The organism is Acidovorax sp. BL-A-41-H1, assembly GCF_051942715.1.
On the sequence record NZ_JBPVJQ010000003.1, the window covers coordinates 953,724 to 980,340 of the forward strand.

23 protein-coding genes and 1 other RNA gene are annotated in these 26,617 nt (G+C 66.8%); 15 read left to right on the forward strand and 9 right to left on the reverse strand.

Annotated elements, in window-relative coordinates:
- Positions 1-141: 141 nt before the first annotated feature.
- The 12 genes from ACTPOI_RS05315 to ACTPOI_RS05370 all read left to right on the forward strand — a co-directional run bounded on the left by ACTPOI_RS05315 (position 142) and on the right by ACTPOI_RS05370 (position 12,581).
- Entirely contained in the window at positions 142-1,074 is a 933-nt protein-coding gene (locus ACTPOI_RS05315; RefSeq protein WP_300460772.1) for a LysR family transcriptional regulator, read from the forward strand.
- 181 nt (positions 1,075-1,255) lie between these two features.
- Positions 1,256-2,152, forward strand: coding sequence for an amino acid ABC transporter substrate-binding protein (locus ACTPOI_RS05320; protein ID WP_440107122.1), 897 nt, complete (start codon positions 1,256-1,258; stop codon positions 2,150-2,152).
- 116 nt (positions 2,153-2,268) lie between these two features.
- A complete protein-coding gene (locus tag ACTPOI_RS05325; protein ID WP_440107125.1) occupies positions 2,269-3,168 on the forward strand; it encodes a transporter substrate-binding domain-containing protein in 900 nt (299 codons plus the stop codon).
- Positions 3,169-3,276: 108 nt separating this feature from the next.
- Positions 3,277-4,035 carry an amino acid ABC transporter permease gene (locus ACTPOI_RS05330; RefSeq protein WP_291518157.1) on the forward strand — a complete coding sequence of 253 codons (759 nt, stop codon included), beginning with the start codon at positions 3,277-3,279 and terminating at the stop codon, positions 4,033-4,035.
- 1 nt (position 4,036) lies between these two features.
- Complete coding sequence (locus ACTPOI_RS05335; protein ID WP_440107127.1) at positions 4,037-4,702, forward strand: amino acid ABC transporter permease; 666 nt, start codon at positions 4,037-4,039, stop codon at positions 4,700-4,702.
- Between the two features lie 46 nt (positions 4,703-4,748).
- Complete coding sequence (locus ACTPOI_RS05340) at positions 4,749-5,486, forward strand: amino acid ABC transporter ATP-binding protein (RefSeq protein WP_069104762.1); 738 nt, start codon at positions 4,749-4,751, stop codon at positions 5,484-5,486.
- A 342-nt stretch (positions 5,487-5,828) separates the two neighbouring features.
- Positions 5,829-6,884, forward strand: coding sequence for a dihydroorotase (gene pyrC, locus ACTPOI_RS05345; RefSeq protein ID WP_440107129.1), 1,056 nt, complete (start codon positions 5,829-5,831; stop codon positions 6,882-6,884).
- Complete coding sequence (locus tag ACTPOI_RS05350) at positions 6,866-7,660, forward strand: DUF3025 domain-containing protein (protein WP_440107131.1); 795 nt, start codon at positions 6,866-6,868, stop codon at positions 7,658-7,660. The genes pyrC and ACTPOI_RS05350 overlap by 19 nt, the downstream gene beginning before the upstream one ends.
- 247 nt (positions 7,661-7,907) lie before the next feature.
- Positions 7,908-8,789: a protease HtpX gene (htpX, locus tag ACTPOI_RS05355; RefSeq protein ID WP_440107133.1), complete on the forward strand. Its 882-nt coding sequence runs from the start codon at positions 7,908-7,910 to the stop codon at positions 8,787-8,789.
- 184 nt (positions 8,790-8,973) lie between these two features.
- Entirely contained in the window at positions 8,974-10,029 is a 1,056-nt protein-coding gene (locus tag ACTPOI_RS05360) for an alpha/beta fold hydrolase (protein ID WP_440107135.1), read from the forward strand.
- A 222-nt stretch (positions 10,030-10,251) separates the two neighbouring features.
- Complete coding sequence (locus tag ACTPOI_RS05365) at positions 10,252-11,064, forward strand: alpha/beta fold hydrolase (protein ID WP_440107137.1); 813 nt, start codon at positions 10,252-10,254, stop codon at positions 11,062-11,064.
- The gene (locus ACTPOI_RS05370) at positions 11,061-12,581 is read left to right on the forward strand and encodes a GMC family oxidoreductase (protein WP_440107139.1); all 1,521 of its coding nucleotides are present in this window, start codon (positions 11,061-11,063) and stop codon (positions 12,579-12,581) included. Before ACTPOI_RS05365 ends, ACTPOI_RS05370 begins: the two co-directional genes overlap by 4 nt.
- A 33-nt stretch (positions 12,582-12,614) precedes the next feature.
- On the opposite strand, the gene ACTPOI_RS05375 is transcribed toward ACTPOI_RS05370, so the two are convergent.
- Entirely contained in the window at positions 12,615-13,658 is a 1,044-nt protein-coding gene (locus ACTPOI_RS05375; protein ID WP_440107141.1) for a GlxA family transcriptional regulator, read from the reverse strand.
- Between the two features lie 135 nt (positions 13,659-13,793).
- Between ACTPOI_RS05375 and ACTPOI_RS05380 the strand changes: the two genes are divergently transcribed.
- Positions 13,794-15,137: an amidohydrolase gene (locus tag ACTPOI_RS05380; RefSeq protein ID WP_440107143.1), complete on the forward strand. Its 1,344-nt coding sequence runs from the start codon at positions 13,794-13,796 to the stop codon at positions 15,135-15,137.
- A 31-nt stretch (positions 15,138-15,168) separates the two neighbouring features.
- On the opposite strand, the gene ACTPOI_RS05385 is transcribed toward ACTPOI_RS05380, so the two are convergent.
- Entirely contained in the window at positions 15,169-16,020 is an 852-nt protein-coding gene (locus ACTPOI_RS05385) for a dienelactone hydrolase family protein (protein ID WP_440107145.1), read from the reverse strand.
- Between the two features lie 84 nt (positions 16,021-16,104).
- Between ACTPOI_RS05385 and ACTPOI_RS05390 the strand changes: the two genes are divergently transcribed.
- Positions 16,105-17,019 carry a LysR family transcriptional regulator gene (locus ACTPOI_RS05390; protein ID WP_440107147.1) on the forward strand — a complete coding sequence of 305 codons (915 nt, stop codon included), beginning with the start codon at positions 16,105-16,107 and terminating at the stop codon, positions 17,017-17,019.
- 9 nt (positions 17,020-17,028) lie between these two features.
- On the opposite strand, the gene ACTPOI_RS05395 is transcribed toward ACTPOI_RS05390, so the two are convergent.
- The 5 genes from ACTPOI_RS05395 to cysK form a co-directional block, all read right to left on the reverse strand.
- Positions 17,029-18,747, reverse strand: a complete 1,719-nt coding sequence (locus ACTPOI_RS05395) for an NAD(P)/FAD-dependent oxidoreductase (RefSeq protein ID WP_440107149.1) — start codon at positions 18,745-18,747, stop codon at positions 17,029-17,031.
- A gap of 193 nt (positions 18,748-18,940) precedes the next feature.
- On the reverse strand, positions 18,941-19,945 hold the full coding sequence (locus tag ACTPOI_RS05400; protein WP_440107151.1) for a lysylphosphatidylglycerol synthase domain-containing protein: 1,005 nt from the start codon (positions 19,943-19,945) through the stop codon (positions 18,941-18,943).
- 123 nt (positions 19,946-20,068) lie between these two features.
- Positions 20,069-21,364 carry a cardiolipin synthase ClsB gene (gene clsB, locus ACTPOI_RS05405; RefSeq protein ID WP_440108268.1) on the reverse strand — a complete coding sequence of 432 codons (1,296 nt, stop codon included), beginning with the start codon at positions 21,362-21,364 and terminating at the stop codon, positions 20,069-20,071.
- Between the two features lie 11 nt (positions 21,365-21,375).
- Entirely contained in the window at positions 21,376-22,140 is a 765-nt protein-coding gene (locus tag ACTPOI_RS05410; RefSeq protein WP_440107153.1) for an endonuclease/exonuclease/phosphatase family protein, read from the reverse strand.
- Between the two features lie 216 nt (positions 22,141-22,356).
- Positions 22,357-23,274, reverse strand: coding sequence for a cysteine synthase A (cysK, locus tag ACTPOI_RS05415; protein ID WP_440107155.1), 918 nt, complete (start codon positions 23,272-23,274; stop codon positions 22,357-22,359).
- Between the two features lie 155 nt (positions 23,275-23,429).
- On the opposite strand from cysK, the gene rnpB reads away from it, so the two are divergent.
- Positions 23,430-23,870, forward strand: an RNA gene (rnpB, locus tag ACTPOI_RS05420) — RNase P RNA component class A.
- A gap of 65 nt (positions 23,871-23,935) precedes the next feature.
- Here the strand turns inward: rnpB and ACTPOI_RS05425 are convergent.
- Both ACTPOI_RS05425 and ACTPOI_RS05430 read right to left on the reverse strand, forming a co-directional pair.
- Entirely contained in the window at positions 23,936-25,156 is a 1,221-nt protein-coding gene (locus ACTPOI_RS05425; protein WP_440107157.1) for a M48 family metallopeptidase, read from the reverse strand.
- A 171-nt stretch (positions 25,157-25,327) separates the two neighbouring features.
- Positions 25,328-26,590 carry a YjgN family protein gene (locus ACTPOI_RS05430; RefSeq protein ID WP_440107160.1) on the reverse strand — a complete coding sequence of 421 codons (1,263 nt, stop codon included), beginning with the start codon at positions 26,588-26,590 and terminating at the stop codon, positions 25,328-25,330.
- Between the last annotated feature and the right edge of the window lie 27 nt (positions 26,591-26,617).

Below are 26,617 nucleotides of genomic sequence, written 5' to 3' on the forward strand. Positions count from 1 at the left end.
ACAGTATCTGCGCCGTGCGCTGGCGCGTCGCGTTACGGAGCTGACGGCTTCCTGAACACCCGCGCCGAGGTCGTTACCTGCCTGTGTAAACCCTGAGGCCGCCGCGAGCACAAAAAAAGGCCCCCGCGGATAATGCCCGGGATGGAAACCAAGTGGCTTGAAGATTTCGTCAGTCTTGCGGAAACGCGCAGTTTCAGCCGCTCCGCGCAGCTGCGGCACGTGACACAGCCCGCGTTCTCGCGGCGCATCCAGGCACTGGAGGCATGGGCCGGCACCGATCTGGTGGACCGCAGCTCGTACCCCACGCGCCTCACCCCTGCCGGCAAGACGCTGTACGACCAGGCCCTTGAAATGCTGCAGGCACTGCAGAACACCCGGGCCATGCTGCGCGCGCACACCAGCGCCGGCAAGGACATGATCGAGTTCGCCGTACCGCACACGCTGGCGTTCACGTTCTTTCCCGCGTGGGTTTCCAGCCTGCACGACAAGTTCGGCCCCTTCAAAAGCCGGCTCATTGCGCTCAATGTGCATGACGCCGTCATGCGGCTGGTGGAAGGCGGGTGTGATCTGCTCATTGCCTACCACCACCCGTCCCAGCCGTTTCAGCTCGATGCGGACCGCTACGAAATGGTGAGCCTGGGGCAGGAGGTTCTCTCGCCCTACAGCAAGGCCGACGCCGACGGCCAGCCTGTGCACCGCCTGCCCGGGCGCGCCGGGCAGCCGCTGCCCTACCTGGGCTACGCGCCGGGCGCCTACCTGGGGCGGGTGACGGAACTCATCCTCAAGGAATCGGGCACGCCTATTCACCTGGAGCGCGTGTACGAGACAGACATGGCCGAGGGCCTCAAGGCCATGGCCCTGGAGGGCCACGGAGTGGCATTCCTGCCGCACAGTGCGGTCAAGAAGGAGCTGCGTGCGCGCAGGCTGGTCAGCGCCGCACCGCCCGGGGCCGAGTCGTTGCAAATGACCATGGACGTGCGCGCGTACCGCGAAAAGCCATCGGGCAAGGAGGCCCCCAAGGGCACAGCGCAGGCACTGTGGACCTACCTCCATGCACAGGCAAACCCATGCTAAGGGTAACTACGGATATAAACGATTTGCATAGTTGTGCGCCCAAACGGCATTGGAGTTTCACCGTAACGACACGTACAGTCGCGGCGTCAACAGGTTGAGTCAGTGCTGCGTCGCCTTGGTCCGAGCTGAGATGGCATGAAGCTTGCAAACCCGTTTACGCCCCACCCCACCGAAAGTTCGCATGAACGATTTTTCCACCCGATTTGGCCAAGGCATTTTTGCCCTGTGCTGCGCGATCGCGCTACCCGTCCAGGCATCGGTCCTGGAGCGCATCAATGCCGGGGGCAAACTCGTGATCGCGCATCGCGAGTCATCGGTGCCGTTCTCGTACATCGATTCAAAGTCTGGCAAGCCAGTTGGCTATGCCTTGGACCTGTGCCTGCGCCTGGCCGACGTGGTGCGCAAGAAGACCGGCAAGAAGGACATGGAAGTCGAGTTCATGGCCGTGACCCCGGCCAACCGCATCACCATGATCGAGCAGGGCAAGGCTGACCTGGAGTGTGGCTCGACCACCAACAATGCCGAGCGCCGCCAGAAGGTGGCCTTCACCATCCCGCATTTCATTACCGGCGCACGCCTGCTGGTGAAGGCTTCGAGCCCCATCGACCGCGTGGAAGACCTCAACGGCAAGAAGCTGGTATCTACCAAGGGCACCACACCGCTGAAGGCTGCAGACCAGGCGAATCGCGAGCGGCTGATGGGCATCACCATCGTCGAAGCGCCGGACCATGCACGCGGCGTGGACATGGTCGAAAAAGGCGAGGCCGATGCCTTTGTGATGGACGACGTGCTGCTGTACGGCCTGGCCGCTGGCCGCCCCGATCCCAAGGCGCTGAAGGTGGTGGGTCGCTTCATTACCACCGAGCCCCTGGCGATCATGCTTCCCAAGAACGACCCCGAGTTCAAGAAGCTGATCGACGAGGAAATGCGCCGCCTGATCACCAGCCGCGAGATCTATCCCATCTACGAGAAGTGGTTCCAGAAGCCGATTCCGCCGAATAACACCGTGCTGAACCTTCCCGTCAGCTATCTGCTGCGCGACTTCTGGAAATACCCTACAGACCAGGTTCCGTTCTGACTAACAATGCCTGGTCGCGTCCCCTTTCTTTGGCGTTGGCAGGCTGGCACCGCGCGGCCTGCCAATACCTAGAATCCCCCTGTTCCCTATCCGTTTCAATACTCAAGGAGATACCGATGAAGAAGCATTTGCTGGCGATTGCTGTGACCGCCCTGGCCGCAGGCAGCGCCTTCGCTCAAGCCACCGACACGCTGGCCAAGATCAAGGCCTCGGGTAGCGTGACGCTGGGCGTGCGTGAATCCTCTGGCCTGTCTTACACGCTGGGCAACGGCAAGTTCGTCGGTTTTCACACCGAAATGGGCGAAATCGTTCTGGCTGACATCCAGAAGCAGCTGGGCCTGCCCAAGCTGGAAGTGAAGTACCAGCCCGTCACGTCGCAAAACCGTATTCCGCTGGTGACCAACGGCACGGTGGACCTGGAGTGCGGCTCCACCACCAACAACGCCGCCCGCCAGAAGGACGTGGCGTTTGCTATCACCACCTACGTGGAAGAAGTGCGCATTGCCACCAAGGCCGCATCGGGCATTGCCTCGGTGAAGGACCTGGCCAACAAGACCGTGGCCACCACCACGGGCACGACCTCGGTGCAGACGCTGCGCAAGCATGAGCGCGCTGGCGGCATCGACTTCAAGGAAGTCTTCGGCAAGGACCATGCTGACAGTTTCCTGATGCTTGAAACCGGCCGTGCCGATGCATTCGTGATGGACGGCTCCATCCTGGCTGCCAACATTTCCAAGTCCAAGAGCCCCGCCGACTACAAGATCGTGGGCGAAGTCCTGAACGTGGAACCGATTGCCTGCATGATGCGCAAGGACGACCCGGCTTTCAAGAAGGCTGTGGACGATTCCATCAAGCGCCAGATCGCGGATGGTTCGCTGGCCAAGCTGTACGACAAGTGGTTCATGCAGCCTGTACCCCCGACCAACACCAAGATCGGCCTGCCACTGTCTGACGCTACCAAGGCTGCATGGGCTGCGCCCAACGACAAGCCCATGGAAGACTACGCAAAGAAGTAATCCTGTAGACGCTTGCGCCCCTTCGGCCAAACGGTTCGAGGGGGCTTTTTTGTTGGGTTCGCAAAGGGTTGCGCCCACCGGTATATCTAGAAGTGAAGGGGTGCTCCTATGAGTTGGGATTGGCAGGTGTTCTGCCAGGACACCATGGACCGGGAAGTCGTGCAGAGCTGCTTCGGCAAGGGCGGCGACATCACGTACCTGGACTGGATGCTGTCGGCCTGGGGCTGGACGGTTTCCGTATCGTTGCTGGCCCTGGTGCTGGCGCTTGTAATTGGTTCAGTCATCGGCACGCTGCGCACCTTGCAGGACCGCCCGATGATCGTTCGGCTGGGCAACGCCTGGGTCGAACTGTTCCGCAACATTCCGCTGCTGGTACAGATCTTTCTCTGGTACCACGTGCTGCCCAGCTTTTTCCCGGTGCTGCAGGGCGTGCCAGGCTTCGCTCTGGTGGTGTTTGCCCTCGGGTTTTTCACGTCGGCACGTATTGCCGAACAGGTTCGTTCCGGCATCCAGGCGCTGCCGCGCGGCCAGCGCTATGCCGGCATGGCCATGGGGTTCACCACCTTCCAGACCTACCGCTATGTGCTGCTGCCCATGGCGTTTCGCATCATCATTCCGCCGCTGACCAGCGAGACGATGAACATCTTCAAGAACTCGTCCGTGGCGTTCGCCGTGTCGGTGGCAGAGCTCACCATGTTCGCCATGCAGGCCCAGGAAGAAACCTCACGCGGCATCGAGGTGTACCTTGCCGTGACGGCGCTCTACATTGCGTCGGCATTTGCCATCAACCGCATCATGGCCTTCATTGAAAAGCGCGCCCGCATCCCGGGCATGGCCCTGGCCAGCGCAGGCGGGGGAGGTCACTGAGATGAGTATCGATTTTTCGTTCTACAACTGGGACCTGATCAGCAACTTCGTGCTCAAGGGGCTGTACTTCAGCCTTGTGCTCACGGTGGTTGCCACGATTGGCGGCGTGCTGTTTGGCACCGTGCTGGCGCTCATGCGCCTGTCGGGCAAGCAGTGGCTGGTGGTGCCCGCCACCATCTACGTCAACGGCATGCGCAGCATTCCGCTGGTCATGGTGATCCTGTGGTTCTTCCTGCTGGTGCCCGCCATCATTGGCAAACCCATTGGTGCTGAGATGTCGGCGGTCATCACCTTCATTGCGTTCGAGGCCGCTTACTTCAGCGAAATCATGCGCGCCGGCATCCAGTCCATCCCCAAGGGGCAGGTCCATGCCGGCCAGGCGCTGGGCATGACGTATGGCCAGAACATGAAGCTGGTGGTGCTGCCCCAGGCGTTCCGCAACATGCTGCCGGTGCTGCTCACGCAGACCATCATCCTGTTCCAGGACACGTCGCTGGTCTACGCCATCGGGGCCTACGACATGCTCAAGGGCTTTGAAGTGGCGGGCAAGAACTTCGGCCGCCCGATTGAGGCCTACCTGGCTGCGGCGGTGCTGTACTTCGCGATGTGCTTCGCGCTGTCCTGGATGGTCAAGCGACTGCACCAGAAGATCGCGATCATTCGCTGATGCGACTGGTAGTACAGGCTAAAGAGATTGGATTGAGGAATAACAAATGATCGAACTCAAGAACGTATCCAAGTGGTATGGCCCGGTGCAGGTGCTCAACGAGTGCACGGCCAGCATCCAGAAGGGCGAAGTCGTGGTGGTGTGCGGGCCCTCGGGCTCGGGCAAGTCCACCCTGATCAAGACCATCAACGCGCTGGAGCCCTTCCAGAAGGGCGAGATCACGGTCGATGGGATTGCGCTGCACGACCCCAAGACCGACCTGCCCAAGCTGCGCAGCCGCGTGGGCATGGTGTTCCAGCACTTCGAGCTGTTCCCGCACCTGTCGGTCACGGACAACCTGACCATCGCGCAGATCAAGGTGCTAGGCCGCAGCGCGGACGACGCCAAGAAGCGCGGCCTGAAGATGCTGGAACGCGTTGGCCTGATGGCGCACAAGGACAAGTTCCCCGGGCAGCTCTCGGGCGGCCAGCAGCAGCGCGTGGCGATTGCCCGTGCGCTGAGCATGGACCCCATCGTGATGCTGTTCGACGAACCCACGTCGGCCCTCGACCCCGAAATGGTGGGCGAGGTGCTGGACGTGATGGTGGGCCTGGCCAACGAAGGTATGACCATGATGTGCGTGACCCACGAAATGGGCTTTGCCCGCAAGGTGAGCAACCGCGTGATCTTCATGGACGTGGGCGGCAAGATCCTGGAAGACTGCTCCAAGGAAGACTTCTTCAACAATCCGGATGCACGCCAGCCGCGCACCAAGGATTTCCTGAACAAGATCCTGCAGCACTGACGTTGCCCCCTGAGTCGCCTGCGGCGCCTTCCCCCACGGGGGACGCCGCCAGCGCGGCGGGGCGGCCCTTGCGCGGCGGCCGCTGGCATGGGCCGCGCCGGTTGCAACCGCCGCGAGCCAGGCTGACCCGGGCCCAGGTTAAGGTCCGATGAAAGCGCCCTCTGCGGCGCTTTTTCTTTTGCGGGTGGCGGACACACCGGTATCAGTCATCGGCCGTCCGTCCCGACGCTCCCAGGAGCGCTTTTTCGGCATTTTCGACTCATAACGGCCTCTGGCGCACGTTTCATATGCCTGGATTGCTATGAAATTAATAGTAATTGCCGCGATGGGACAATGCTGCCCATGACCGCCGCAACCTCCACCCCCACCGACACCCTCACCATCACCCGCCCTGACGACTGGCACCTGCATGTGCGCGACGGGGAAGCGCTGCACACCGTGGTGCCGCATACGGCCGCCCAGTTTGGCCGGGCGATCATCATGCCCAACCTGCGCCCCCCGGTCACCACGGCCGAGCAGGCGCTGGCGTACAAGCAGCGCATCCTGGCCGCCGTGCCTGCGGGCATGCAGTTCGAGCCGCTGATGACGCTGTACCTCACCGACAACCTGCCCGCCGACGAGATCGCGCGCGCCAAGGATGCGGGCGTGGTGGCCTGCAAGCTCTACCCGGCTGGTGCCACCACCAACAGCGACGCGGGCGTGACCGACATCCGCAAGACGTACAAGACGCTGGAAGCCATGCAAAAGGCCGGCATCCTGCTGCTGGTACACGGCGAGGTGACCAGCAGCGACATCGACCTGTTTGACCGCGAGGCCGCGTTCATCGACCAACAGCTCATCCCGCTGCGCCGCGACTTCCCCGAGCTCAAGATCGTGTTCGAGCACATCACCACCAAGGATGCGGCCGACTACGTGGCCAGCGCCGACCGCTTCACGGCCGCCACCATCACCGCGCACCACCTGCTGTACAACCGCAACGCCATCTTCACCGGCGGCATCCGCCCCCACTACTACTGCCTGCCGGTACTCAAGCGCGAAACGCACCGCGTGGCGCTGGTGCAGGCCGCCACGGGCGGATCGGCCAAGTTCTTCCTGGGTACCGACAGCGCGCCGCACCCCGCGCACCTCAAGGAGCACGCCACCGGCTGCGCAGGTTGCTACACGGCGCACGCTGCCATCGAGATGTATGCCGAGGCGTTTGACAGCGTGGGCGCGCTCGACAAGCTCGAAGGCTTTGCCAGCTTCCACGGCCCGGACTTCTACAGCCTGCCGCGCAACACCGGCACCGTCACCCTGCGCCGCGAATCGTGGACACCACCCGAGAGCTTTGCCTTTGGCGAAGCCAACCTCAAGCCCCTGCGCTCGGGCGAAGCGCTGCCGTGGCGGCTGGTGGCGTAAATCCGCTGAGCGCCGTTGACTGGGGCGCGCCCTGGCTGCAACCCTGGCGCCAGCTGGGGGAGCCGCTGGCACAACGGGCGGTGGCGCACGATGCGGCGGTGCATGCGGTGCTGCAGTCTGCAGCGGCATCGAACGCGGCAGCAGAGCGGCCAGTGTGCTTCGGTCCCCAGTCCGACCTGCCCGCAGGCACCGCCTACGAACAGTTCATCTTTGACCAGCGCCGCGTTCCCACGCGCGACAACCTGCACGATTTTTTCAACGGCCTGGTGTGGCTGCAGTTCCCGCAGGCCAAGCGGCGGCTGAACCAGCTGCAGGCGCAGGCCATTGCCGCCGATGGCGTGCAGCCGGTGCGCGGCCCGCTGCGCGATGCACTGACGGTGTTCGATGAAAACGGTGCCGTACTGTGCGCGCCGTCGCCCTTGTGGGACGCGCTGCGTGCGCGGGACTGGCACCGGCTTTTTGTCGAGCTGCGGCCGCTGTGGGGCGAGGCCCGCCTTGTGCTCTTTGGCCATGCGCTGATGGAAAAGCTGGTTTTGCCCCGAAAACCCATGGTGGCGCATGTCTTTGCTGCCCCTGATGCTATGGATTCAGTAGCATGCATCGACCGCTGGCTCGCCACGGCGATGCAGGCGGACACCTGGGTGGCCAAGCCGTTTGCGCCGCTACCGGTGCTGGGCGTGCCCGGCTGGTGGCCTGCGAACGCGGAAGCCAACTTCTATGACGATGCGCAGGTGTTTCGCCCGCCACCGGTGCCACGGGCTGGCGTCGGCAGATGATGCACGGCACCGGTGGGTGGGCCCGGGCGCATCGCGGGCCGGCGCAATAATCCCCGTCAAGCCCTGTGTGATAGGACCGCCACACAGGTTTGCACCTACCATAACGCGCTGTAAACGGGTCTGGCCGGATAAGACAGTGCAGGCAAATCACGCGCTGCCGGGCTGCCACTGCGGTGCTTGAAGCGCCGCTTGCGGCCCCCATCTGGTCCAGACCGACAGTTGTCGATGCTTACCCCACGGAGAACATATGAAGCGGATCCTTTTGTTTGTGATGACCAACCTGGCCGTCGTGCTGGTGCTGGGGGTGGTTGCGAGCCTGCTCGGGGTCAACCGTTTCCTCACGGCCAACGGACTGAACCTGGGCGCGTTGCTCGGCTTCGCACTCATCATGGGTTTTGGCGGCGCCATCATCTCGCTGCTGATCAGCAAGCCCGTGGCCAAGTGGAGCTCGGGCGTGCGCGTGATCGACGGCTCGGGTTCGCCTGACGAGCGCTGGATCGTCGAAACCGTGCGCAAGTTTGCCGACCAGGCCGGTATCGGCATGCCGGAAGTCGGCATCTTCGAAGGCGACCCCAATGCATTTGCCACGGGCGCCTTCAAGAACAACGCGCTGGTGGCCGTTTCTACCGGCCTGCTGCAAGGCATGACACGCGACGAGGTCGAGGCCGTGATCGGCCACGAGGTGGCCCACATTGCCAATGGCGACATGGTCACCATGACGCTGATCCAGGGCGTGATGAACACGTTTGTGGTGTTCCTGTCGCGCGTCATTGGCTACGCGGTGGACAGCTTCCTGCGCAAGAACGACGAAAACAGTTCGGGCCCTGGCATTGGCTACTACGTGACGACCATCGTGCTCGACATCCTGCTGGGCTTTGTGGCGGCGATGATCGTGGCCTGGTTCAGCCGCCAGCGCGAGTTCCGCGCCGACGCAGGTGCTGCACAGCTCATGGGCCGCCGCCAGCCCATGATCAACGCCCTGGCCCGCCTGGGCGGCATGCACCCCGCCGAGCTGCCCAAGAGCATGGCCGCGATGGGCATTGCCGGTGGCATCGGCAAGTTCTTCAGCACCCACCCGCCCATCGAAGAGCGCATCGCCAGGCTGCAAAACGCGCAGCAGCAAGGCTGAAACAACGGTGCCGGGGCTGCCGCCCGGCCCCCGGTTGCAGTGCACACAAGCCGCCTCGCTCCACAGCGAAGGTGGCTTTTTTGTGCGCGCACGGTTGCAGGGCGAGGCTGGCGCTTGGGGTTCGCACTAGCCGTGGTGAGACCCGTTTGGCGTCAGACTGCGCGCTGCTTCACGCGGGCGATCCATGACCTTTGCACAAGACATCCGGTACTGCACCAGCCATGATGGCGTGCGGATTGCCCATACCGCCTCGGGCACGGGGCCACCACTGGTGCGCGCGGGTACCTGGCTCAGCCATCTGGACTGCGACGCCCGGCATTCGGAGCCGCTGGCCTACATCCGTGCCCTGAGCGAGTCGCATACGTATGTGCGCTACGACTCCCGCGGCTGTGGCCTGTCTGATCGCAAGCCGCCGTCCATGACTTTCGAAGACGGTGTGCGCGATCTGGAGGCTGTGGTGGACGCACAGGGCCTGGAGCGGTTCGCGCTGCTGGGCATCTCCATGGGGGCGGCTACCTCGGTGGCCTATGCGGTGCGTCACCCGGAGCGGGTCACGCACCTCGTCTTGCTGGGCGGGTTTGCCGCCTCCGTGTTCAGTACGCCGGGCGCCAGCCAGAAAGCGATCGACGAAGCCGAGCTGGTGATCCGTGGCGCGGAAGTCGGGTGGGGCAGCGTCAAGTCCATCTTTCGCAAGCTGTTCGTGGCGCAGCTGCTGGGCAACCCTACCGCGGCCCAGCAAGCCGAGCTGGAAGAGCGCATGCAGCTGTCGATGACGGCCGATGTGGCGGCGGCCTACCTGCGGGCCAACTATTCGATCGACGTGGTGGGCCTGTGCGCGCAGGTGAAGGTGCCCACGCTGATCTTCCACTGCCGGCAGGACGAGACCATCCGCTTCGACCAGGGGCTGCGCATCGCCTCGCTGATACCGGGTGCGCGCTTTGTGCCCCTGGAGGCCCAGGGGCACATCCTGCTGTCCACCGAACCGGCCATGCAGGTGTTTCGCGCCGAGGTGGCGGCCTTCCTGGGCACGGGTGCAGGGCGGGCGCAGCTCACGGTCCGGCAGGCGGAGGTACTGCGCATGGTGGCGCAGGGGCATACCGACAAGCTCATCGCCAAGGCGCTGGACCTGAGCCCGCGCACGGTGGAGATGCACGTATCGGGTGCGCTCAAAGCCCTGCATTGCGCCACCCGCGCCGAGGCAGTGCACCGCGCGGGTGCGCTGGGCCTGCTGCGCGGGTGAGTCGCCCGGTGCGGGCTGCCGCAGTACCCGCCAAGCACGCTTTGGGCCGCTGTGTGCTCAGCCGTGGAGCGTCACTACGGTATGCACCCCGTAGGCGCACCCGCGCACTACCGTAGCAGGCCCAGCGGCGTACTTGGACGGGCAGGCCTATCGTGGGTTTGCGGCTGCAGCACACCACGGTGTGTGCAGCCGCCGTACTGCCACCCACACAAGGCCCCGCCCATGCCCTCTTTCACGCACAACCACACCACGCTCCACTACGAAGTCCACGGCACGGGCCAGCCCGTGCTCATGCTCCATGGCCTCACCGTGAGCTTCAAGGGTAATTTCGAACGGCCCGGCTGGGTCGCCGCGCTGGTCCGCCACGGATTCCAGGTGGTGGGTCTCGATTTTCCCGGGCATGGCCTGAGCGACAAGCCGCACGACCCTGCCGCCTACGGTACCGTGCAGCTGGCCAGCCACGCGCTGGCGCTGCTCGATCATCTGCAGATCCCGCGCGCGGCGCTGCTGGGCTACTCGATGGGCAGCGTGGTGGCGCTGCACCTGCTGCACAACCAGCCAGCGCGGTGCCACCGCGCCGTCCTGGTGGCGGCAGGCGATGGGTTGCTAGGCCACCCGCCGCACTCCATGGCGCAGATCACCCCCCGGCTGGTGGAAGCACTGGAGCGCCCGGCGCACCCGGCCGACCTGCCAGATCACATTGGCATGTACTGGACTCTCGCTACCTCCATCGGTGGTGACAGGGCCGCCAGCGCTGCCGCGGCCAAAGCCGCCTACCCGCCTTGCACGACCGCCGAAGCAGGGCGTGTGCAGAGCGATGTGCTGGTGATCAGCGGCGAGCGCGATCTGGTGCTGGGACGCGGGCCTGTGCTGGCGGGCGCGCTGCCACGGGGGCAGTACCTGGAGATCGCCGGTGCAGATCACTTCATGCTGGCGGTGCATCCTGGGGCGCAGGATGCCGCTGCGACGTTTCTGGCGGGCAGCGCGCCGCGGTCCCCGGTGGCTTCTGCCGCGCTCCAGGGAGCGGCCGCATGACCTACGACTACCTCATCGTCGGTGCCGGCTCTGCCGGTTGCGTGCTGGCTGCCCGTCTGTCGGAAGACTCGGGCTGCACGGTGGCGCTGCTTGAAGCTGGCGGCGCCCAGCGTTCGCCGGCCTCACGCCAGCCCAGCCAGTGGCCGGTGCTGTGGGATGGCCCCGAGAACTGGGGCTATGCCACCACGCTCCAGGCCGGCTACGCGCTGCGCACCATCGCCTATCCGCGCGGCAAGGTGCTGGGCGGGACCAGCGCGATCAACGGCATGATTTACATGCGGGGCGATGCGCAGGATTTCGACCACTGGGAAGCCCAGGGCAACCCGGGCTGGGGCTGGCGCGATGTGCTGCCGTACTTTCTCAAGTCCGAAGACCAGCAGCACGGCGCCAGCGCGTTTCACGCCGTGGGGGGCGGCCTGCGGGTGGAAGACCAGCAGTCGCCCAGCCCGCTGGCGCGCGCGTTTGTCGATGCAGCCGTGGAAGCAGGCCACCCGGCTTCGCCCGACTTCAATACCGGCACCCCTGCGGGTGCAGGGCTCTACCAGGTCACGGTGCGCAACGGGGAGCGGTGCAGCACCGATGTGGCGTTTCTGGAGCCGGCCCGCCACCGGCCCAACCTGCACGTCATCACCGGCGCGCGCACGCTGCGCGTGGTGCTGGAGGCCGGGCGGGCTGCGGGCATCGACTACTTTGACGGTGCTGGCGTGGTGCGCCTGCAGGCCGCGCGCGAGGTCATCGTCTGCGCGGGCGCCATCGATTCGCCCAAGCTGCTGATGCTGTCGGGCATTGGCGACCCCGCGCAGCTGGCCGAACACGGCGTGCCGGTGCAGGTGGCGCTGCCCGGCGTGGGCGCCAACCTGTGCGACCACCCCATGACCACGGTGCTTTACCGGCCCGCGCAGCCCCAGGTGCCAGCGCACCACAGCAACCTGGCGGAGGGCGGCCTGTTCATGAAGAGCGCCATGTGTACACCCAGCGGCTACGCGGCGGACATCCAGTTTTTTGCCGTGCCGTATGCGCCGCTGCTGCCTGGTGCGCAGGGTACCGCCAAGCTGGCAGCGCTGAGCGTGCAGGCCTGCCGTCCGCAGAGCCGCGGCTCGGTGCGTCTGCGGTCGACCGACCCGATGGATGCGCCCGTGATCGACCCGCGCTACCTCACCCATCCGGCCGACATGGCGCTGCAGCTGGAGGGCCTGCTGGCCGCGCGCGACATTGCCGCGCAGTCGCCTCTGCGGGAACTGCTCGCGGCCGAAGCCATGCCTGGCCTGAACGTCACCGACCCCGCGGCGCTCACCCAGTACATCCGTGCGAGCAGCGCCACCATCTTTCACCCGGTGGGCACCTGCCGCATGGGCCCGGGTGCCGACGCCGTGGTGGACAACCAGCTGCGCGTCCATGGCGTACGGGGGCTGCGGGTGGTAGATGCATCCGTCATGCCGCAGATCACGTCGGCCAACACCAATGCGCCCACCATCATGATTGCCGAGAAGGCGGCAGACATGATCCGGTCGGGATAGCCAGCCACGCTGCGAAGCAGGCTGCTTCGCGCCTCAGGGCAATGGGGGCGTTACCCGCCAGCGCTGGCGCGGCGCACGCAGGGTGTGGCGCTCGCGGTAGGCGCTGGGCGCCATGCCCGCGTGCCGCGCAAACACACGGCGGAACGCCGCCGGGTCGCTGTAGCCGCAGGCCTGGGCGATGCTGGGGATGCTCTCCAGCGTGATCTCCAGCAGCACCCGGGCTCGCGCGCAGCGCAGGCCGTGCAGGTGGTCCAGCGGCGAATAGCCCAGTGCCTCCCGAAAATGCCGCAGCAGCGTGCGCGGGCTCACGGCGGCGGCCAGCGCCACGTCTGCCAGGCAGTAGGGCTGGTCCAGCGTTTTCTCCAGGTGCGTGATGGCGCGGGCCAGCGTGCTGTCACGCGTGTTCGGGATCTGCCCCGCTGCGCTGTGCGCCGCGTGCGAACGGGCCGGGTCGGCCACGGCCGCGGCAGACAGGGCCTCGGCAGTTTCCGGGCCGATAGCCTCGCGCGTAAGGGCCAGCGCAATGCCGATGGACCCGGTGGCCACATCGGCGCTGAGCCAGGGGCCGTCTTCCACCAGCGATTGCGCGGGTGCGGGCTGGATGCCCGGAAAGTCACGCACAAATCCGGCCACGTAGTACCAGGGCAGCGCCACGCGGCGGCCGTCCAGCCGCGCGCTGGCAGCCGCCAGCCATGCGCCGTTGCTCACCGAGATCACCTTCTGGCCCTGGTCCACCGCAATACCGATGCGCCGCACCAGCGCTGTGTGCGCCTGCGTGGCGGCGCGCACGGCCGGGATGTCGGGGCAATGCAGTGGCGCCAGCAGCAGTGCGGTGGCCGGGCCCGTGAACGCGCCCTCGTGGGCCAAGGGCGCCATGAAGGGGCCCAGGCTGTCGGGCGCCATGGGCTCGCCGCGCGCATCGCAAAAGCGCCAGCGAATGCCCGGCGCTGCCGAGCCGCTGCGCAACCTCGCCAGCAGGTTGGCACTGCGCAGGCACTCCACCAGGTGCAGCGCGTGGCCCAGCGCGGTCTGGGGCAGCAGCGGGATGTCGATGTGGCAGGGCGGTGTTGAAGGCATCGGTAGCAGCGGGGGCGGGATGAAGTGTGCGTATGCGCTTGGCGTTATTGGCTTTTTTAATGGCCATTTTGGCTTGTATGACACCGATGTGTCGCTCCTAGCATGGGGCTTCCCTTACTACCTTGCGGTGTTGCCATGCGTCCTGTCCTGTCTGCCCTGTCGATTGCTGCGAGCCTGGTGGCCGCTGCTGCGTCCCTTGCGCTACCCGCCCATGCCCAGGGGCTTGATGCCGAGGGCCTCAAGGCCCTGGATGCGGCCGTAAGCGCCGTGGCGCCCAAGATGGTGCAGTGGCGCCGCGATATCCACCAGCATCCCGAGCTGTCCGGTCAAGAAGTGCGCACCGCCCGGCTGGTGGCCGAGCACCTGAAGAAGCTGGGCATGGACGTGCAGACCGGCGTGGGCGGCACCGGCGTGGTGGGCACCCTGCGCGGCGGCCTGCCGGGCAAGGTGGTGGCCCTGCGTGCCGATATGGATGCGCTGCCGGTGCAGGAGGGTACCGGCCTGCCGTTTGCCAGCAAGGCGAAGGCGAATTACCTGGGCAAGGAGGTGCCCGTGATGCACGCCTGCGGCCACGATGCGCATGTGGCCATGCTGATGGGCGCGGCCGAGGCGCTGGCGGGCATGAAGGCGCAGCTGCCGGGCACCGTCAAGTTCATCTTCCAGCCCGCCGAAGAGGGCGCGCCGGTGGAGGCGGATGCCAACGGCAAGGTGCCCAGCTTTGGCGCCAAGGCCATGATTGAAGCCGGTGCGCTCAAAGACGTGCAGGCCATCTACGGCCTGCACATCACCGCCAACATGCCTTCGGGCGTGGTGGGCTACCGCAGTGGCCCGCTGATGGCGGGGTCGGACAACATCACCATCCAGATCGAGGGCCGCGGGGGTCACGGCTCGTCGCCGTGGTCGGCCATCGACCCCATCGTGGCGGCCAGCCAGGTGGTGCTGGGCCTGCAGACGGTGGTCAGCCGCCAGCTCAACATCAGCCAGGAGCCCGCGGTCATCACCATCGGCCAGATCCAGGGCGGCACCCGCTACAACATCATCCCGGACAACGTGGAGATGCTGGGCACCCTGCGCACGTTTGATGAAGGCATGCGCCAGGAGGCCATCCAGCGCATCACCACCACGGCGGAATCCATTGCGGCGTCCAGCGGCGCGAAAGCCAAGGTGCGCTTTGGGCCGGTGGCCTACCCGGTGACCACCAACCCTGCCGCGCTCACGCAGGCATCATTGCCCGCGCTGAACCTGGCCATGGGCGGCAAGACCATGGTCATCCCCAAGGTCAGCGGCTCAGAAGACTTCTCGGAGTTCCAGAAGGTGACGCCGGGGTTCTTCTACTTCCTGGGTGCGCCGCCCAAGGGCAAGGAATTCACCAAGGCCCCGCCCAACCACTCGGCGCTGTTCGATGTGGACGAAGACCAGTTCCCGGTGGGCGCGCGCAGCCTGGCGGCCCTGGCGGTGGATTTCCTGAAGCGGCCCTGAGGTCGTTGCGCGGGGCAGCCACCGCGCAGCGTCAGGGCAGCTTGAACACGTCGCGCAGAAAGCCCGCCACCGGGTGGCGCGCCGCGGGCAGGTTGATGACCGTATGTGGCCCGCCCGGAATCAGCACGATGCTGGCCTGCTTGTGGTTGCGCAGCGCAGCGCCGCAATGCCCGGCCGCGGCGGGGTTGCCCACCCAGCTGTTGGCGGGTGAGAAGAACGGATCGGTCGAGCTGATGACGTTGAGCACCGGCTTGTCTTCGGGCAGCGCCGTGTTGTGGCTGGCCACGAAGTAGTTGTTCTCGCAGCTCCACGAGAACACGATGCGGCCCGCAAACTCGTTGCCGCGGTAGCGCGCCACGGCCGTGGCGCCTTCGCTGGTGCCCGCCAGCACCCAGCGTGCGGGGTCGGCCCACGGGGCCTGTGCCAGCGCCTGCACGGCCAGTGATACCTCCGACAGCCGCAGCGCATGGATGCGCTCGTACACCTCGGCCGACACGGGTGACTTGTAGGTGAGCCGGTCTGGCAGCGCGAACGAATCGGGCGCCACGCTGGCAATGCCCTGCGTGGCCAGCCACTGCTGCCATTCGCTAATGGCCTTGAGCGCCAGACCTGACGAGCCGTGCATGAACACCACCACCGGGGCGCGCTCGCGCACGCTGGCGGGGGCGTCCTTCCACAGCCCGGTAAACACCTCGCCGCCTGTCACCCGGGCCGGTAGCACCACGGCGGCGCGGTCCATGACGGCGCGGGCCGATTCCGCCGTGTGCACTACAGCTGTGCCCTGCGTGCTGCCCGCGGGCGCTTGCGCCCATGCGGCTGAGAAAAGGGCTGCCGCCAGGGGCAGGCAGAGCCAGCGGGTGGTCATCTTCATCGTCATGTTCATGGTGGGTTCCTCCTGCGGCCGAATGTAGGCAGGCGCATTTGATGCGTCCAATGAATACTGCGGCCGCATTCATAATCCAGACGCATGAATCTCAGCGAACGCCAGTTGCGCCTGTTTGTCACCACCGCAGCGCTGGGCAACATCTCGCGGGCGAGCGAGGCGCTGCACATCAGCCAGCCGGCGCTCACCCGCGCCATTGCCGTGTTCGAGTCGCAGATGGGGGCGCCGCTGTTTCTACGCACCACGCGGCGGGTGGTGCTCACGCCCGAGGGCGAGGCGTTCCTGCCCACTGCCAAGCGCCTGCTGGAAGACCTGGCCGAGGCGGGTCGCATGTTTGCGCCGCAGGGCCAGGGCATCAAAGGGCAGGTGACCGTGGCGGTGGGCAGCTCGTTTGGCTCCATCGTGCTGCCCGGGGCCATCGCTGCGTTTCAGGCGGCGTACCCGGGTGTGCGGCTGCGCGTGGTGGACGACAACAGCGAAGGCATCGCGCGCAAGGTGCGGCTGGCGGATGTGGACCTGGGCATCGGCTCCGCTGTGGGCGATGTGGATGCGCTGGCCTGCCGTCGCCTGCTGACGGCGCCGCTTGGCCTGCTGGCACCGCCCGGGCACTTCGACATCACGGACGCCGATGCGCAGGGCGTGCCGCGCCTGCCGCTGCTGCGCGAGAGTGCCGACACCAGCATCATGCAGCTGCTGCGCATGCACGGCTCGGCGCTGCTGGCGCCCATGTCGCAGGGGGTGGAGGTATCGAGCCTGGCCATACAGCTGGCGCTGGCCGATGCCGGTGTGGGCGTGGCCGTGCTGTCGGCGCTGGGCGCATCGCACCCGCTGGCGCGCGGCATGCGCTTTGTGCCGTTGCAGCCGCAGGTGGAGCGCGAGCTGTTCGTCATGCGCCGCCGCGACCGGCCGCAGAGCGTGGCCGCACGCGCGTTTGAAGACGCCGTGGTGCGCCACCTGCCGCAGGCCGCGCTGCGGCCCGAGGTGACGATCAGCGCCTGAACACTGTGCTCAGGCCCGTGTGCCCAGCAGGCTGCGCGCCACCGCTTCGCCTACCTTGATGCCGTCCACGCCGGCCGACAGAATGCCGCCCGCGTAGCTGGCGCCTTCACCCGCCGGGTACAGGCCGACAGTGTTCAGGCTCTGCAGGTTCTCCCCGCGGGGGATCTTGAGCGGCGACGAGGTGCGTGTCTCCACGCCCGTCAGCACCGCGTCGTGCATGTCAAAGCCCTTGATCTTGCGGCCGAACACCGGCAGCGCCTCGCGCAGCGCCTCGATGGCGTAGCCGGGCAGGGCGGCGTGCAGGTCGCCCAGCGCCACGCCGGGCTTGTACGACGGCTCCACACTGCCCAGCTGGGTCGATGGCTTGCCCGCAATGAACTCGCCCACCAGCTGGCCCGGCGCGCTGTAGTCGCGCCCGCCCAGCACGAAGGCGTTGGATTCGAGCTGGCGCTGCAGCACGCTGCCCGCCAGCGGGTGGAACTGCCCGGCAGGCAGGTTTTCTGCGCCATAGGTCTGGCCCAGGTGCTCCTCGAATGCGGCGGGGTCGGTGGGGTAGTCGCGCGGATCGATCCCCACCACCATGCCGGCGTTGGCGTTGCGCTCGTTGCGCGAATACTGGCTCATGCCGTTGGTGACCACGCGGTTCGGTTCGCTGGTGGCGGCCACCACCGTGCCGCCGGGGCACATGCAAAAGCTGTACACCGCGCGGCCATTGGCGGCGTGGTGCACCAGCTTGTAGTCGGCCGCGCCCAGCAGCGGGTGGCCCGCATGGCGGCCCCAGCGGGCACGGTCGATGACGCCCTGCGGGTGTTCGATGCGAAAGCCGATGGAAAACGGCTTGGCCTCCATGGCCACGCCGCGCTGGTACAGCATGGCAAACGTGTCGCGCGAGCTGTGGCCCAGTGCCATCACCACATGGTCTGCGCGCAGCTCGGTCGTTTCGCCCGTGGCCTGGTTCAGCACCTTCAGGCCGCGCAGGTGGCGGTTTGCCCCGGTGCCTTCCACGATCACGTCGGTCACGCGCTGCTCGAAGCGGATCTCGCCGCCCAGCGCAATGATCTGCTCGCGCAGGTTCTCCACCACCTTCACCAGCTTGAAGGTGCCGATGTGCGGGTGCGCTGCGTACAGGATTTCGTCGGGCGCGCCGGCCTTCACAAACTCGTTCATCACCTTGCGGCCCAGGTGGCGCGGGTCCTTGATCTGGCTGTAGAGCTTGCCGTCGCTGAACGTGCCAGCACCGCCTTCGCCAAACTGCACGTTGCTCTCGGCATGCAGCTCGCGCTTGCGCCACAGGCCCCAGGTGTCCTTGGTGCGCTCGCGCACCGTCTTGCCACGTTCGAGCACGATGGGCCTGAAGCCCATTTGCGCCAGCACCAGCGCGGCAAAGATGCCGCAGGGCCCAAAGCCCACCACCACCGGGCGCAGGGGCAGATCGGCAGGCGCCTGGCCCACCGGGTGCCAAGCCATGTCGGGCGTGGGCTGGATGTGCGGGCTGCCCGCAAACTTTGCCAGCAGCGCGGCTTCGCGCCCGGGCTGCGCCAGCGTCACGTCGACGATGTACACCGCCAGCAGGTCGGCCTTGCGGGCGTCAAAGCTGCGCTTGAAGACGTGGAGGTGGGCAATGTCTGCGGGCGCGAGGCCCATCAGTTGCGTGACGGCAGCGCGCAGGGGCGCTTCGGGCGCTTCGGCCACGGTGAAGGGCAGCCGGATTTCGGAGAGGCGGATCATGGTCTTGCAGGCCCGTGGTTATCGGGCGAAGGGCAATGGCAGAGGGCCACGATGATACGGGGAGTGCCCGGTGCGTGGCCAGTGCGTGCGCCGGCCCTCAGCGGCTTGCAGCGATGCCTGTCAGATAATTGCTATTTATTTGATAGCTGCAAGGCATTATTCTGCAAGCGCTACAGGCCGTTTTGGCTCCAAATCACCCCTCCAAGGCCTCTGGCGGTGCCTTGGGATGGGCTTCACGGTCGCGCCAGCGCAGCTCGGCCATGCCAAAGGCGGCGGCGGCCAGCACCAGCGGTACAAAGTAATACAGCGCGCGGTAGGCCAGCAGCGCGGCGAGCACCTTGTCCTGGCCCAGCGCATCGCCTGCCAGCAGCGCCACACCCACGGCCTCCAGCACCCCCAAGCCTGCGGGTATGCGCAGCACCAGCCCCGCCACCGCGCCCAGCTGCACGGTGGCCAGCGCCGCCGGGTAGCTCACCTGGCCTTGCAGTACCGTCCACAGCGCGGCGCCCATCAGCATCCAGTTGGCGGCGGATATGGCCAGCTGCCACAGCGCCACCGGCCAGCGCGGCAGCGGAAACGCGTGGCCCCGCAGCATGAGCGCGCGCCCGCTGCGCACCGCGCACAGCCCCAGGTACGCCAGCGCCACAGCCCCCAGCGCCGCACCGCCGGCCTGCCAGTGCCACTGCGCTGTGGTCCAGCCCGCCAGCGGCGGCGGCTGCCACACCCACGGCAGCACAGCAGCCAGCAGCAGGTAGCCCACCCAGTTGGTCAGCACGCTGGTGGCCACCACCTGGCCGATGGTGCCGGGGTCCACCTTGCGGCGCGCATACAGGCGGTAGCGCACGCCCACGCCGCCAATCAGCGAGCCCAGGTTGAGCGTGAAGGCGTAGCTGGTCATAGCGATGCCCAGCGTGGTGCTGCGGCCCAGCCGGTGGCCGGTGCAATGCCGGCCAATCAGGTCAAACGTGCCGTACGCGCAGTGGCTGAGCAGCGCCAGCGCGCCCGCCACGGCCAGCGCGCCGGGGGGCAGGGCGCGCAGGGCCTGTAGCACTTCGGACCATTCCACCGTGCGCGCCTGCCGAAACAGCAAGCCCGCCACCAGCAGGAAGAACGCCACGGCAAACCCGCGCGAGACCCAGGGCCACCAAGGGCGTTGCGTGATGCCGCGCCAGCCGCGTGCAGGTGTGGCTCCATCCATGCCGTTATCGGCGAGGGCAGGGCTTACGTGGGGAGTGTGGGCGGCCATGCGTAACAGGAGGCGGCGACGGCAGGCGGTGGAAAACGGCAGGGTGATAGGCTGGGGGTTGAGCGCAAAGCACCGTCAGGCCATCGCACCGGTATCCGGGTTGTGCTTGCCTTCGCCGCCCCGGGGCACACCGCCCGTGCTCGCGGTCTCGTCCCCGTCGCCGGGGCGCGCCAGCTGGATCACCGGCTCGTGCCGTGGCAGCCAGCCAGCCCAGGTGGGGAACCAGCGCATCAGGTGGAACATGGCATAGCTGCGCAGCAGGCGCAGGCCGTCCCACCGGCTGGGCGTGGGCACCTCCACCTGCTTGCAGCTGTTGTCCATCAGGTGCGACAGGCGCGACATCAGGTGCGCATTGAAGGCGCGGTCGCGGATGACCACGTTGGCCTCCAGGTTCAGCGACAGGCTCAGCGGGTCAAGGTTGCTCGACCCCACGGTGGCCCATTCGTCGTCCACCAGGGCCACCTTGCCGTGCAGGGGGCGGTCGCAGTATTCATAAATGCGCACACCGGCCCGCAGCAGGTGGTCGTACAGCATGCTCGCCGCGGTGCGCACGATGGCCATGTCGGGCTGGCCTTGCAGGATCAGCTGCACGTCTACCCCGCGCCGTGCCGCGCGACGGATCTCGCGGATGAAGCGGTAGCCCGGGAAGAAATACGCATTGGCAATCACCACCCGGTGGCGCGCCGCGCGCAGGGCGACGCGGTAGTGGCGTTCGATGTCGTTGGTGTGGTGGTGGTTGTCGCGCGTGACGAAGATTGCGTCGGCGGCCCCTGCGTGCGGCGGTTGTGCAGCGGAGCCTGGCATGGGCTGGGGCACCGCCGCCGCCTTCGCCGGGCGCCGCCAGCGTGGCACGCGGCCCAGCACCGCGTCGTGCGTGAACTGGCGCAGCTGCGCCACGATGGGCCCGCGCACCTGCACGGCGTAGTCCTGCTTGGCCTCGGGGCCATAGTCAGCCACATGGTCGGCCGAGTAGTTGATGCCGCCGATGAAGCCGACCTCGCCGTCCACCACCACAATCTTGCGGTGCATGCGCCGCAGCAGGTTCAGCCGCTGGCCCATGATGGTTCGGCCGGGGTCGAAGATGCGCAGCTGCACGCCGGCCTCCACCAGGCTCCCCACAAAATCCTTCGACAGTCCGGCCGAGCCAAAGCCATCGACCAGCGCATGCACCTGCACGCCACGGCGGGAGGCCGCCAGCATGGCGGCGTGCAGCGCCTGGCCGATCTTGTCCTCCCACAGGATGAAGGTTTCCAGCATCACCTCGTGCCGGGCCGATTCGATGGCACTGAAGACGCGCGGAAAGAATTCCTCGCCGTTTTCCAGCAGCTCGAAATGGTTGCCCGGGACCCAGCGGGACGAGCGCTGCGGCATGAAGCGGCGGTTCACAGCAGGATCTCCGCCGCCAGCGGGGCGTGGTCCGAGAGCTTGTCCCACGGCTTTTTGGGCAGCGACAGCGGCGTGTGCACCGCGGCGTTGCGCACGTAGATGCGGTCCAGCGCCAGCAGCGGCATCGACGCCGGGAAAGTGCGCACCGCGCGGCCAAAGGCCTGCACAAACACTTCCTGCATGCCCGCATCGCGCTGCAGCACACCATGGGCACGCTGGCGCCAGTCGTTGAAGTCGCCGGCCAGCACCACGGCCTCGTTGGCCGGAAAGCTGCGCACCAGCGCCGCCACGCGCTTGAGCTGCTGCTGGCGGTGCGATTCCTGCAGGCCCAGGTGTACGCAGATGGCATGTACAGGCAGGTGGTGGCCCGGGGGCTGCAGCACGCAGTGCAGCATGCCGCGGCGCTCGGGACCGCTGATGGAGATGTCGTGGTTCTCGTAGTGCGTGATCGGAAATTTGGACAGCAGCGCATTGCCGTGATCGCCGTTGTCGTACACCGCGTTGCGTCCGTAGGCATGCTGATGCCAGATGGTGTCGGCCAGGAACTCGTAGTGCGGCACCTGCGGAAAGTTGGCAAACCGGCTGGCGTGGCGGTGGTGGGTGCCCAGCACTTCCTGAAGGAACACCAGGTCGGGCCCCACCGCGCGCACCGCATCGCGCAGCTCATGCAGGATGAAGCGGCGATTGAAGGTGGTGAAGCCCTTGTGCACGTTCACGGTAAGGACCTTGAACGCAATGGGCTGGGAGGGGTTTTGGGCCATGGACAGACAATCTTTGTGAGGGCACCAGAAGCCGCCGCGAAGGACGGGCCGGGTGCTTCATTGATTGTTCTGGCGGCGTGTGGCCTGTGCTGTAGGACGCCGGGCCGTTGGCATGTGCTGCCGTGGCCGAAGAAGGAAAAGGGCCCTGCCGGCGGGCCCCGACACTGGGAGGGAAATGCGGCACAAACCGGACTGACCGGCGCGCCGCACGCATGGTCAGGCCGGCAGGAATCCCTCGACCGACAGGTAGCGCTCGCCCGTGTCGTAGTTGAATCCGAGCACGCGCGCGCCGGCGGGCAGCTCGGGCAGCTTCTGCGCAATGGCCGCCAGCGTAGCGCCTGACGAAATGCCTACCAGCATGCCCTCCTCACGCGCGCAGCGGCGGGCGTATTCACGCGCCGGTTCGGCATCGACCTGGATCACGCCGTCGAGCAGGCTGGTGTCGAGGTTCTTGGGCACAAAGCCGGCGCCAATGCCCTGGATGGGGTGGGGCGAGGGCGCACCACCGGAAATCACGGGCGAGGCCGCAGGCTCCACCGCAAACACCTTCAGTTGCGGAAACTTCGCCTTGAGCACGCGCGCCGCGCCGGTCAGGTGGCCGCCCGTGCCCACGCCGGTGATGAGCGCGTCCAGCCCATCCGGGAAGTCCGCCAGGATTTCCTGCGCGGTGGTGCGTACGTGGATGTCGATGTTGGCGGGGTTTTCAAACTGCTGGGGAATCCACGCGCCGGGCGTTTGCGCCTGCAGCTCCTGCGCACGGGCGATGGCGCCCTTCATGCCCTTTTCGCGCGGCGTCAGGTCAAACTGCGCGCCGTAGGCCAGCATCAGGCGGCGGCGCTCGATGCTCATGCTGTCGGGCATCACGAGGATCAGGCGGTAGCCCTTCACAGCCGCCACCAGCGCCAGGCCAATGCCCGTGTTGCCACTGGTGGGCTCGATGATGGTCCCGCCGGGCTTGAGGGCACCCGACTTCTCGGCATCTTCCACCATGGCCAGCGCGATGCGGTCTTTGATGGAGCCACCGGGGTTGCTGCGCTCGGACTTCACCCACACATTGGCGCCCGCGCCAAACAGGCGGTTGATACGCACGTGGGGCGTGTTGCCGATGGTCTGCAGAATGCTGTCAACTTTCATGGCGTCTCCTGAAGCGGGAAGAGGGAAGAAGGGAGGCTGCGATGCTATGGCGCGCGTCGTGGCCCGGTCGTCAGCACATTCTGAACTACCTGTTCAGTGCGCTGCCGCATATCCATATGCAGCCCGTGCAGCCCGTGGGCGATAATCCGCCCCGTGAAGCACGCCAGACCGCCGCTGGTGCAATCTGGGAAACCAGGCACTGGAGGAACGTCCGGACTGCACAGGACAGCGTAGCAGCTAACGGCTGCCCACCGTGAGGTGAGGATCAGAGCAACAGAGACGAGTCGGAACAGGCAGCAAGCCACCGAAGGTGTTCTATCGGTTGCCCGCGCAAGCGGGCACGGCTGGCGCAAGCCAGACGGTTTGCGGCGAAAGCCGCAAAGACGATAGCCACCCGAAGCGGGCGGCGCCCGCTTCGGGTGAAACGGGCAATCTCTACGCGCAGCAATACCAAGTAGGCCAACGTTGATGTGGTTCCGCAGAGTTGGCGGGTAGGTAGCACCGAGCCGTGGTGGCGACACCCGGCCCAGATTAATGGCGGTCACACTGCGGGCAACCGTGGTGCACAGAATCCGGCTTATCGGCGCGCTTCACACTATCTTTTCGCGACGGCAGCCTGCCTGCCATGCCGCCCCGGTGGTGATGCGGGCGGGCCAGGCTCTCAGCTTCTGGCGCAATGCGGGGCGTGCCCACGCTCCAGTTCGGTGGCCCGCTCCACGGTGTCGGGGTGGCTGCTCAGCAGCGACCACACCGGGTGTGCATCGCCGGTTTTCGGCTTGCCGGCGGTACCGCCCGTACTGCCCTGTTTTTCTGCAGAGCCCTTGTTGCCCTTGTTGCCCTTGTTGCCCTTGTCATCCTTGCCTGCCTTGCTGTCCTCATCCCGCGCCACGGCCAGCAGCAGCTGCGCCATGGGTACGGTGGGCATTCCGGCCTGTTGCATGGCGGCAATGGCGTAGCAGTCGGCCTCGCGCTCGTGGTTGCGGCTATAGGCCAGCCCGGTCAGCAGCGATGCGCCGGTGGACACGACTGAAGACACATCCCCCAGCGCCAGCCCCAGGCCCACGTTAAGCACGCCCTGCTCGACCACCATGCGCGTGCTGTGACGGTGCATCACATGGCCGATCTCGTGGGCCAGCACTCCCACCAGGGCCTCGTCGGGCAGGTTCTTTTCGGCAGCGGCCTTGACCATGCCGTCGGTCATCACGACGCGGCCACCGGGCAGGGCAAAGGCATTGGCCCCCATGCCCGAGCGGAAATCGAGCGACAGCGCGGGGCGGTAGCCCGGGTAGCGGTGCGACGTGGCGGAGGCCTGCTGCACCAGCGCGTCAAACCGCGCCCGCAGTTCTTGCTGCCGGGCGGCGGGCAGCTTGCTGGGCTTGAGGGTGCCCTGGTCCATCTGCCGCATTGCGTTGTCGGCCATGCTGGTTTCCCAGCCCAGCGGCACGAACTGCGTCAGCTGGGTGGCCGCCCACGGCGTGCCATAGCGATAGAACAGGCCCAGGCCCACCACGGCTGCAAGCGTGACGCCCAGCAGCATGGGCCAGCGCGTCTGCATGCGCTGGGCGATGCCCGGGCGGTCGCCCGCTGCGGCCAGCGCGGCGCGCCAGGGGCCCACGGCGTCGATTTCCAGGCTGCCATGGTCCCGCAGGTCCACCACCACACGCACTTGCGGGCGCTTGTCGTTCCAGGCCTCGGGCCAGCCGACGTCGCCATACGCAAAGACGACGGGCGCTGTGCCTGGCGCCGACAGAGAGTGCAGCCTGAGCGAAGGCCCCTGTGCCGTGGGCTGCAGACTCACCAGCACCGGCTGTGCCTGGCTGCTGCGCCCGTCAAACCAGCGGCCCGGCAGCAGATTGCCGGGTGCAGCAGCGGCGACGTTCATGCTCGCTGCCCCGCTATGCCTTGCCCCGTTGCCGGGGCTTGCAACCGGCGTGCTCGTAGCGCGGGCCGCCGTGCAAGGGCCGCCCCGCCGCACGGGCGGTGTCCCCCTTCCCGCGCGCAGCGCGAGAGAAGGGGGAAGCGGTGAAGCCGCTCAGGGGGATGCCTCTGCACGTCAGCCGATCAGGTCAAGCCCGGCCGCATCCGCCAGCGCATCGCCCAGCGCGCCCTGCTGCTGGCGCGCCATGGCGCCGGCGATCTGGTCCACGCCGCCCTTGACGTGCAGCGTGACCGACTCGAACTTCATGCGGTACTCGCTCACCAGGGCAAACGGCCGGTACAGGCCCAGGGTGAACAGCGTGAGCAGCATGTTCTTGATGCGCAGCGCCACGTACCGACCCGTGCGCAGGCGGCACCGGAAGCGCGCCACATGGCTCACGCCCACGTTGCTCCACATCAGCTGGAACATGCGCGCCTCGCGGTAGGCGCGGGCCGGTGCCGACGCCAGGAACATCAGGATCACGACGCCGACGAACGCCACGATGATCAACAAGAACAGCCACAGGCCCAGGTTGCCGCCCGGTTTGCCGAAGAACGCCAGCGAGCCGCCGGCCAGCGCAGTGAGCACCAGGCTCAGGCCCACCACCGTCACCACAAAGACGGCCACGGTGGCCAGCCAGATTTTCACGAAATCCATGTACACCGGCTTCCAGCGGCCCCCTTCGGTGCCGATGCGCGCCTTGCGCACCAGCAGGCTCTTGAAGTTGTATTCGAGCCCGATGAAGCACAGGATGGACAACACCACGCCCAGGGTCACCAGCGCACCCATGGCGGCCGTGAAAGCGGGCATCTTGGCGGCAGGGGGGGCGTCGCCAGCGTCAAGCGCCTGGGCCAATTCGGGCGACAGCACCTGCAGCCCGGTGAACACGCCAAACCACACGGCGGCCAGCGCAAACACGGGCCAGCTGGCCAGGTACACCTCTTTCCAGCTGGCGGTGAATTGCAGCCGCAGGCCGCGCCAGCGCGTGGCGCCCAGCCGAAAACGCATGGCGCTGGCCCAGATGAAGGGCGCCAGCGCCGCGCCACCCAGCAGGAACAGCCCCACGGCCAGGTCCTGCCCGGTGTTGGCCGCGATGTTGTAGGCAACGGTGAGCAGCATCAGCAGCACAAAGCCCATCACCATCTTGCGCTGCTGCGCGGTGAATTCAAGCGGGCTGCCGGCCACGAGCGAGTGGCTGTAGAAGTACTGCGCCGTGCGGCGCCGGGCCCAGGGCGTGTAGATGCCCAGCGTGACGATGGAAAGCAGCACGTTGACGATCCACACCCGGAAGTACTCGCCACCGCTGCCGGTGAATTCCATGGGGTGTGCGTCGATGTTCTGCGGCACAAAGGTCGACATCGGGCCGGCCGGCTGACCGGCCGCGGGCTGCTGTTGCATGAACTCTCCCTCCTGTTTTGGGCGCAG

What these genes read in the sequence shown, in the direction of transcription:
- ACTPOI_RS05325 (WP_440107125.1), top strand. Translation starts at nt 2,269, where the DNA reads ATGAAGAAGCATTTGCTGGCGATTGCTGTGACCGCCCTGGCCGCAGGC.
- ACTPOI_RS05395 (WP_440107149.1), bottom strand. Translation starts at nt 18,747, where the DNA reads ATGATCCGCCTCTCCGAAATCCGGCTGCCCTTCACCGTGGCCGAAGCG.
- ACTPOI_RS05430 (WP_440107160.1), bottom strand. Translation starts at nt 26,590, where the DNA reads ATGCAACAGCAGCCCGCGGCCGGTCAGCCGGCCGGCCCGATGTCGACC.
- ACTPOI_RS05360 (WP_440107135.1), top strand. Translation starts at nt 8,974, where the DNA reads ATGACCTTTGCACAAGACATCCGGTACTGCACCAGCCATGATGGCGTG.
- ACTPOI_RS05370 (WP_440107139.1), top strand. Translation starts at nt 11,061, where the DNA reads ATGACCTACGACTACCTCATCGTCGGTGCCGGCTCTGCCGGTTGCGTG.
- cysK (WP_440107155.1), bottom strand. Translation starts at nt 23,274, where the DNA reads ATGAAAGTTGACAGCATTCTGCAGACCATCGGCAACACGCCCCACGTG.
- ACTPOI_RS05425 (WP_440107157.1), bottom strand. Translation starts at nt 25,156, where the DNA reads ATGAACGTCGCCGCTGCTGCACCCGGCAATCTGCTGCCGGGCCGCTGG.
- ACTPOI_RS05385 (WP_440107145.1), bottom strand. Translation starts at nt 16,020, where the DNA reads ATGAACATGACGATGAAGATGACCACCCGCTGGCTCTGCCTGCCCCTG.
- ACTPOI_RS05375 (WP_440107141.1), bottom strand. Translation starts at nt 13,658, where the DNA reads ATGCCTTCAACACCGCCCTGCCACATCGACATCCCGCTGCTGCCCCAG.
- ACTPOI_RS05315 (WP_300460772.1), top strand. Translation starts at nt 142, where the DNA reads ATGGAAACCAAGTGGCTTGAAGATTTCGTCAGTCTTGCGGAAACGCGC.
- ACTPOI_RS05380 (WP_440107143.1), top strand. Translation starts at nt 13,794, where the DNA reads ATGCGTCCTGTCCTGTCTGCCCTGTCGATTGCTGCGAGCCTGGTGGCC.
- ACTPOI_RS05400 (WP_440107151.1), bottom strand. Translation starts at nt 19,945, where the DNA reads ATGGATGGAGCCACACCTGCACGCGGCTGGCGCGGCATCACGCAACGC.
- ACTPOI_RS05340 (WP_069104762.1), top strand. Translation starts at nt 4,749, where the DNA reads ATGATCGAACTCAAGAACGTATCCAAGTGGTATGGCCCGGTGCAGGTG.
- htpX (WP_440107133.1), top strand. Translation starts at nt 7,908, where the DNA reads ATGAAGCGGATCCTTTTGTTTGTGATGACCAACCTGGCCGTCGTGCTG.
- ACTPOI_RS05335 (WP_440107127.1), top strand. Translation starts at nt 4,037, where the DNA reads ATGAGTATCGATTTTTCGTTCTACAACTGGGACCTGATCAGCAACTTC.
- ACTPOI_RS05320 (WP_440107122.1), top strand. Translation starts at nt 1,256, where the DNA reads ATGAACGATTTTTCCACCCGATTTGGCCAAGGCATTTTTGCCCTGTGC.
- ACTPOI_RS05410 (WP_440107153.1), bottom strand. Translation starts at nt 22,140, where the DNA reads ATGGCCCAAAACCCCTCCCAGCCCATTGCGTTCAAGGTCCTTACCGTG.
- ACTPOI_RS05365 (WP_440107137.1), top strand. Translation starts at nt 10,252, where the DNA reads ATGCCCTCTTTCACGCACAACCACACCACGCTCCACTACGAAGTCCAC.
- pyrC (WP_440107129.1), top strand. Translation starts at nt 5,829, where the DNA reads ATGACCGCCGCAACCTCCACCCCCACCGACACCCTCACCATCACCCGC.
- clsB (WP_440108268.1), bottom strand. Translation starts at nt 21,364, where the DNA reads ATGCCGCAGCGCTCGTCCCGCTGGGTCCCGGGCAACCATTTCGAGCTG.
- ACTPOI_RS05330 (WP_291518157.1), top strand. Translation starts at nt 3,277, where the DNA reads ATGAGTTGGGATTGGCAGGTGTTCTGCCAGGACACCATGGACCGGGAA.
- ACTPOI_RS05390 (WP_440107147.1), top strand. Translation starts at nt 16,105, where the DNA reads ATGAATCTCAGCGAACGCCAGTTGCGCCTGTTTGTCACCACCGCAGCG.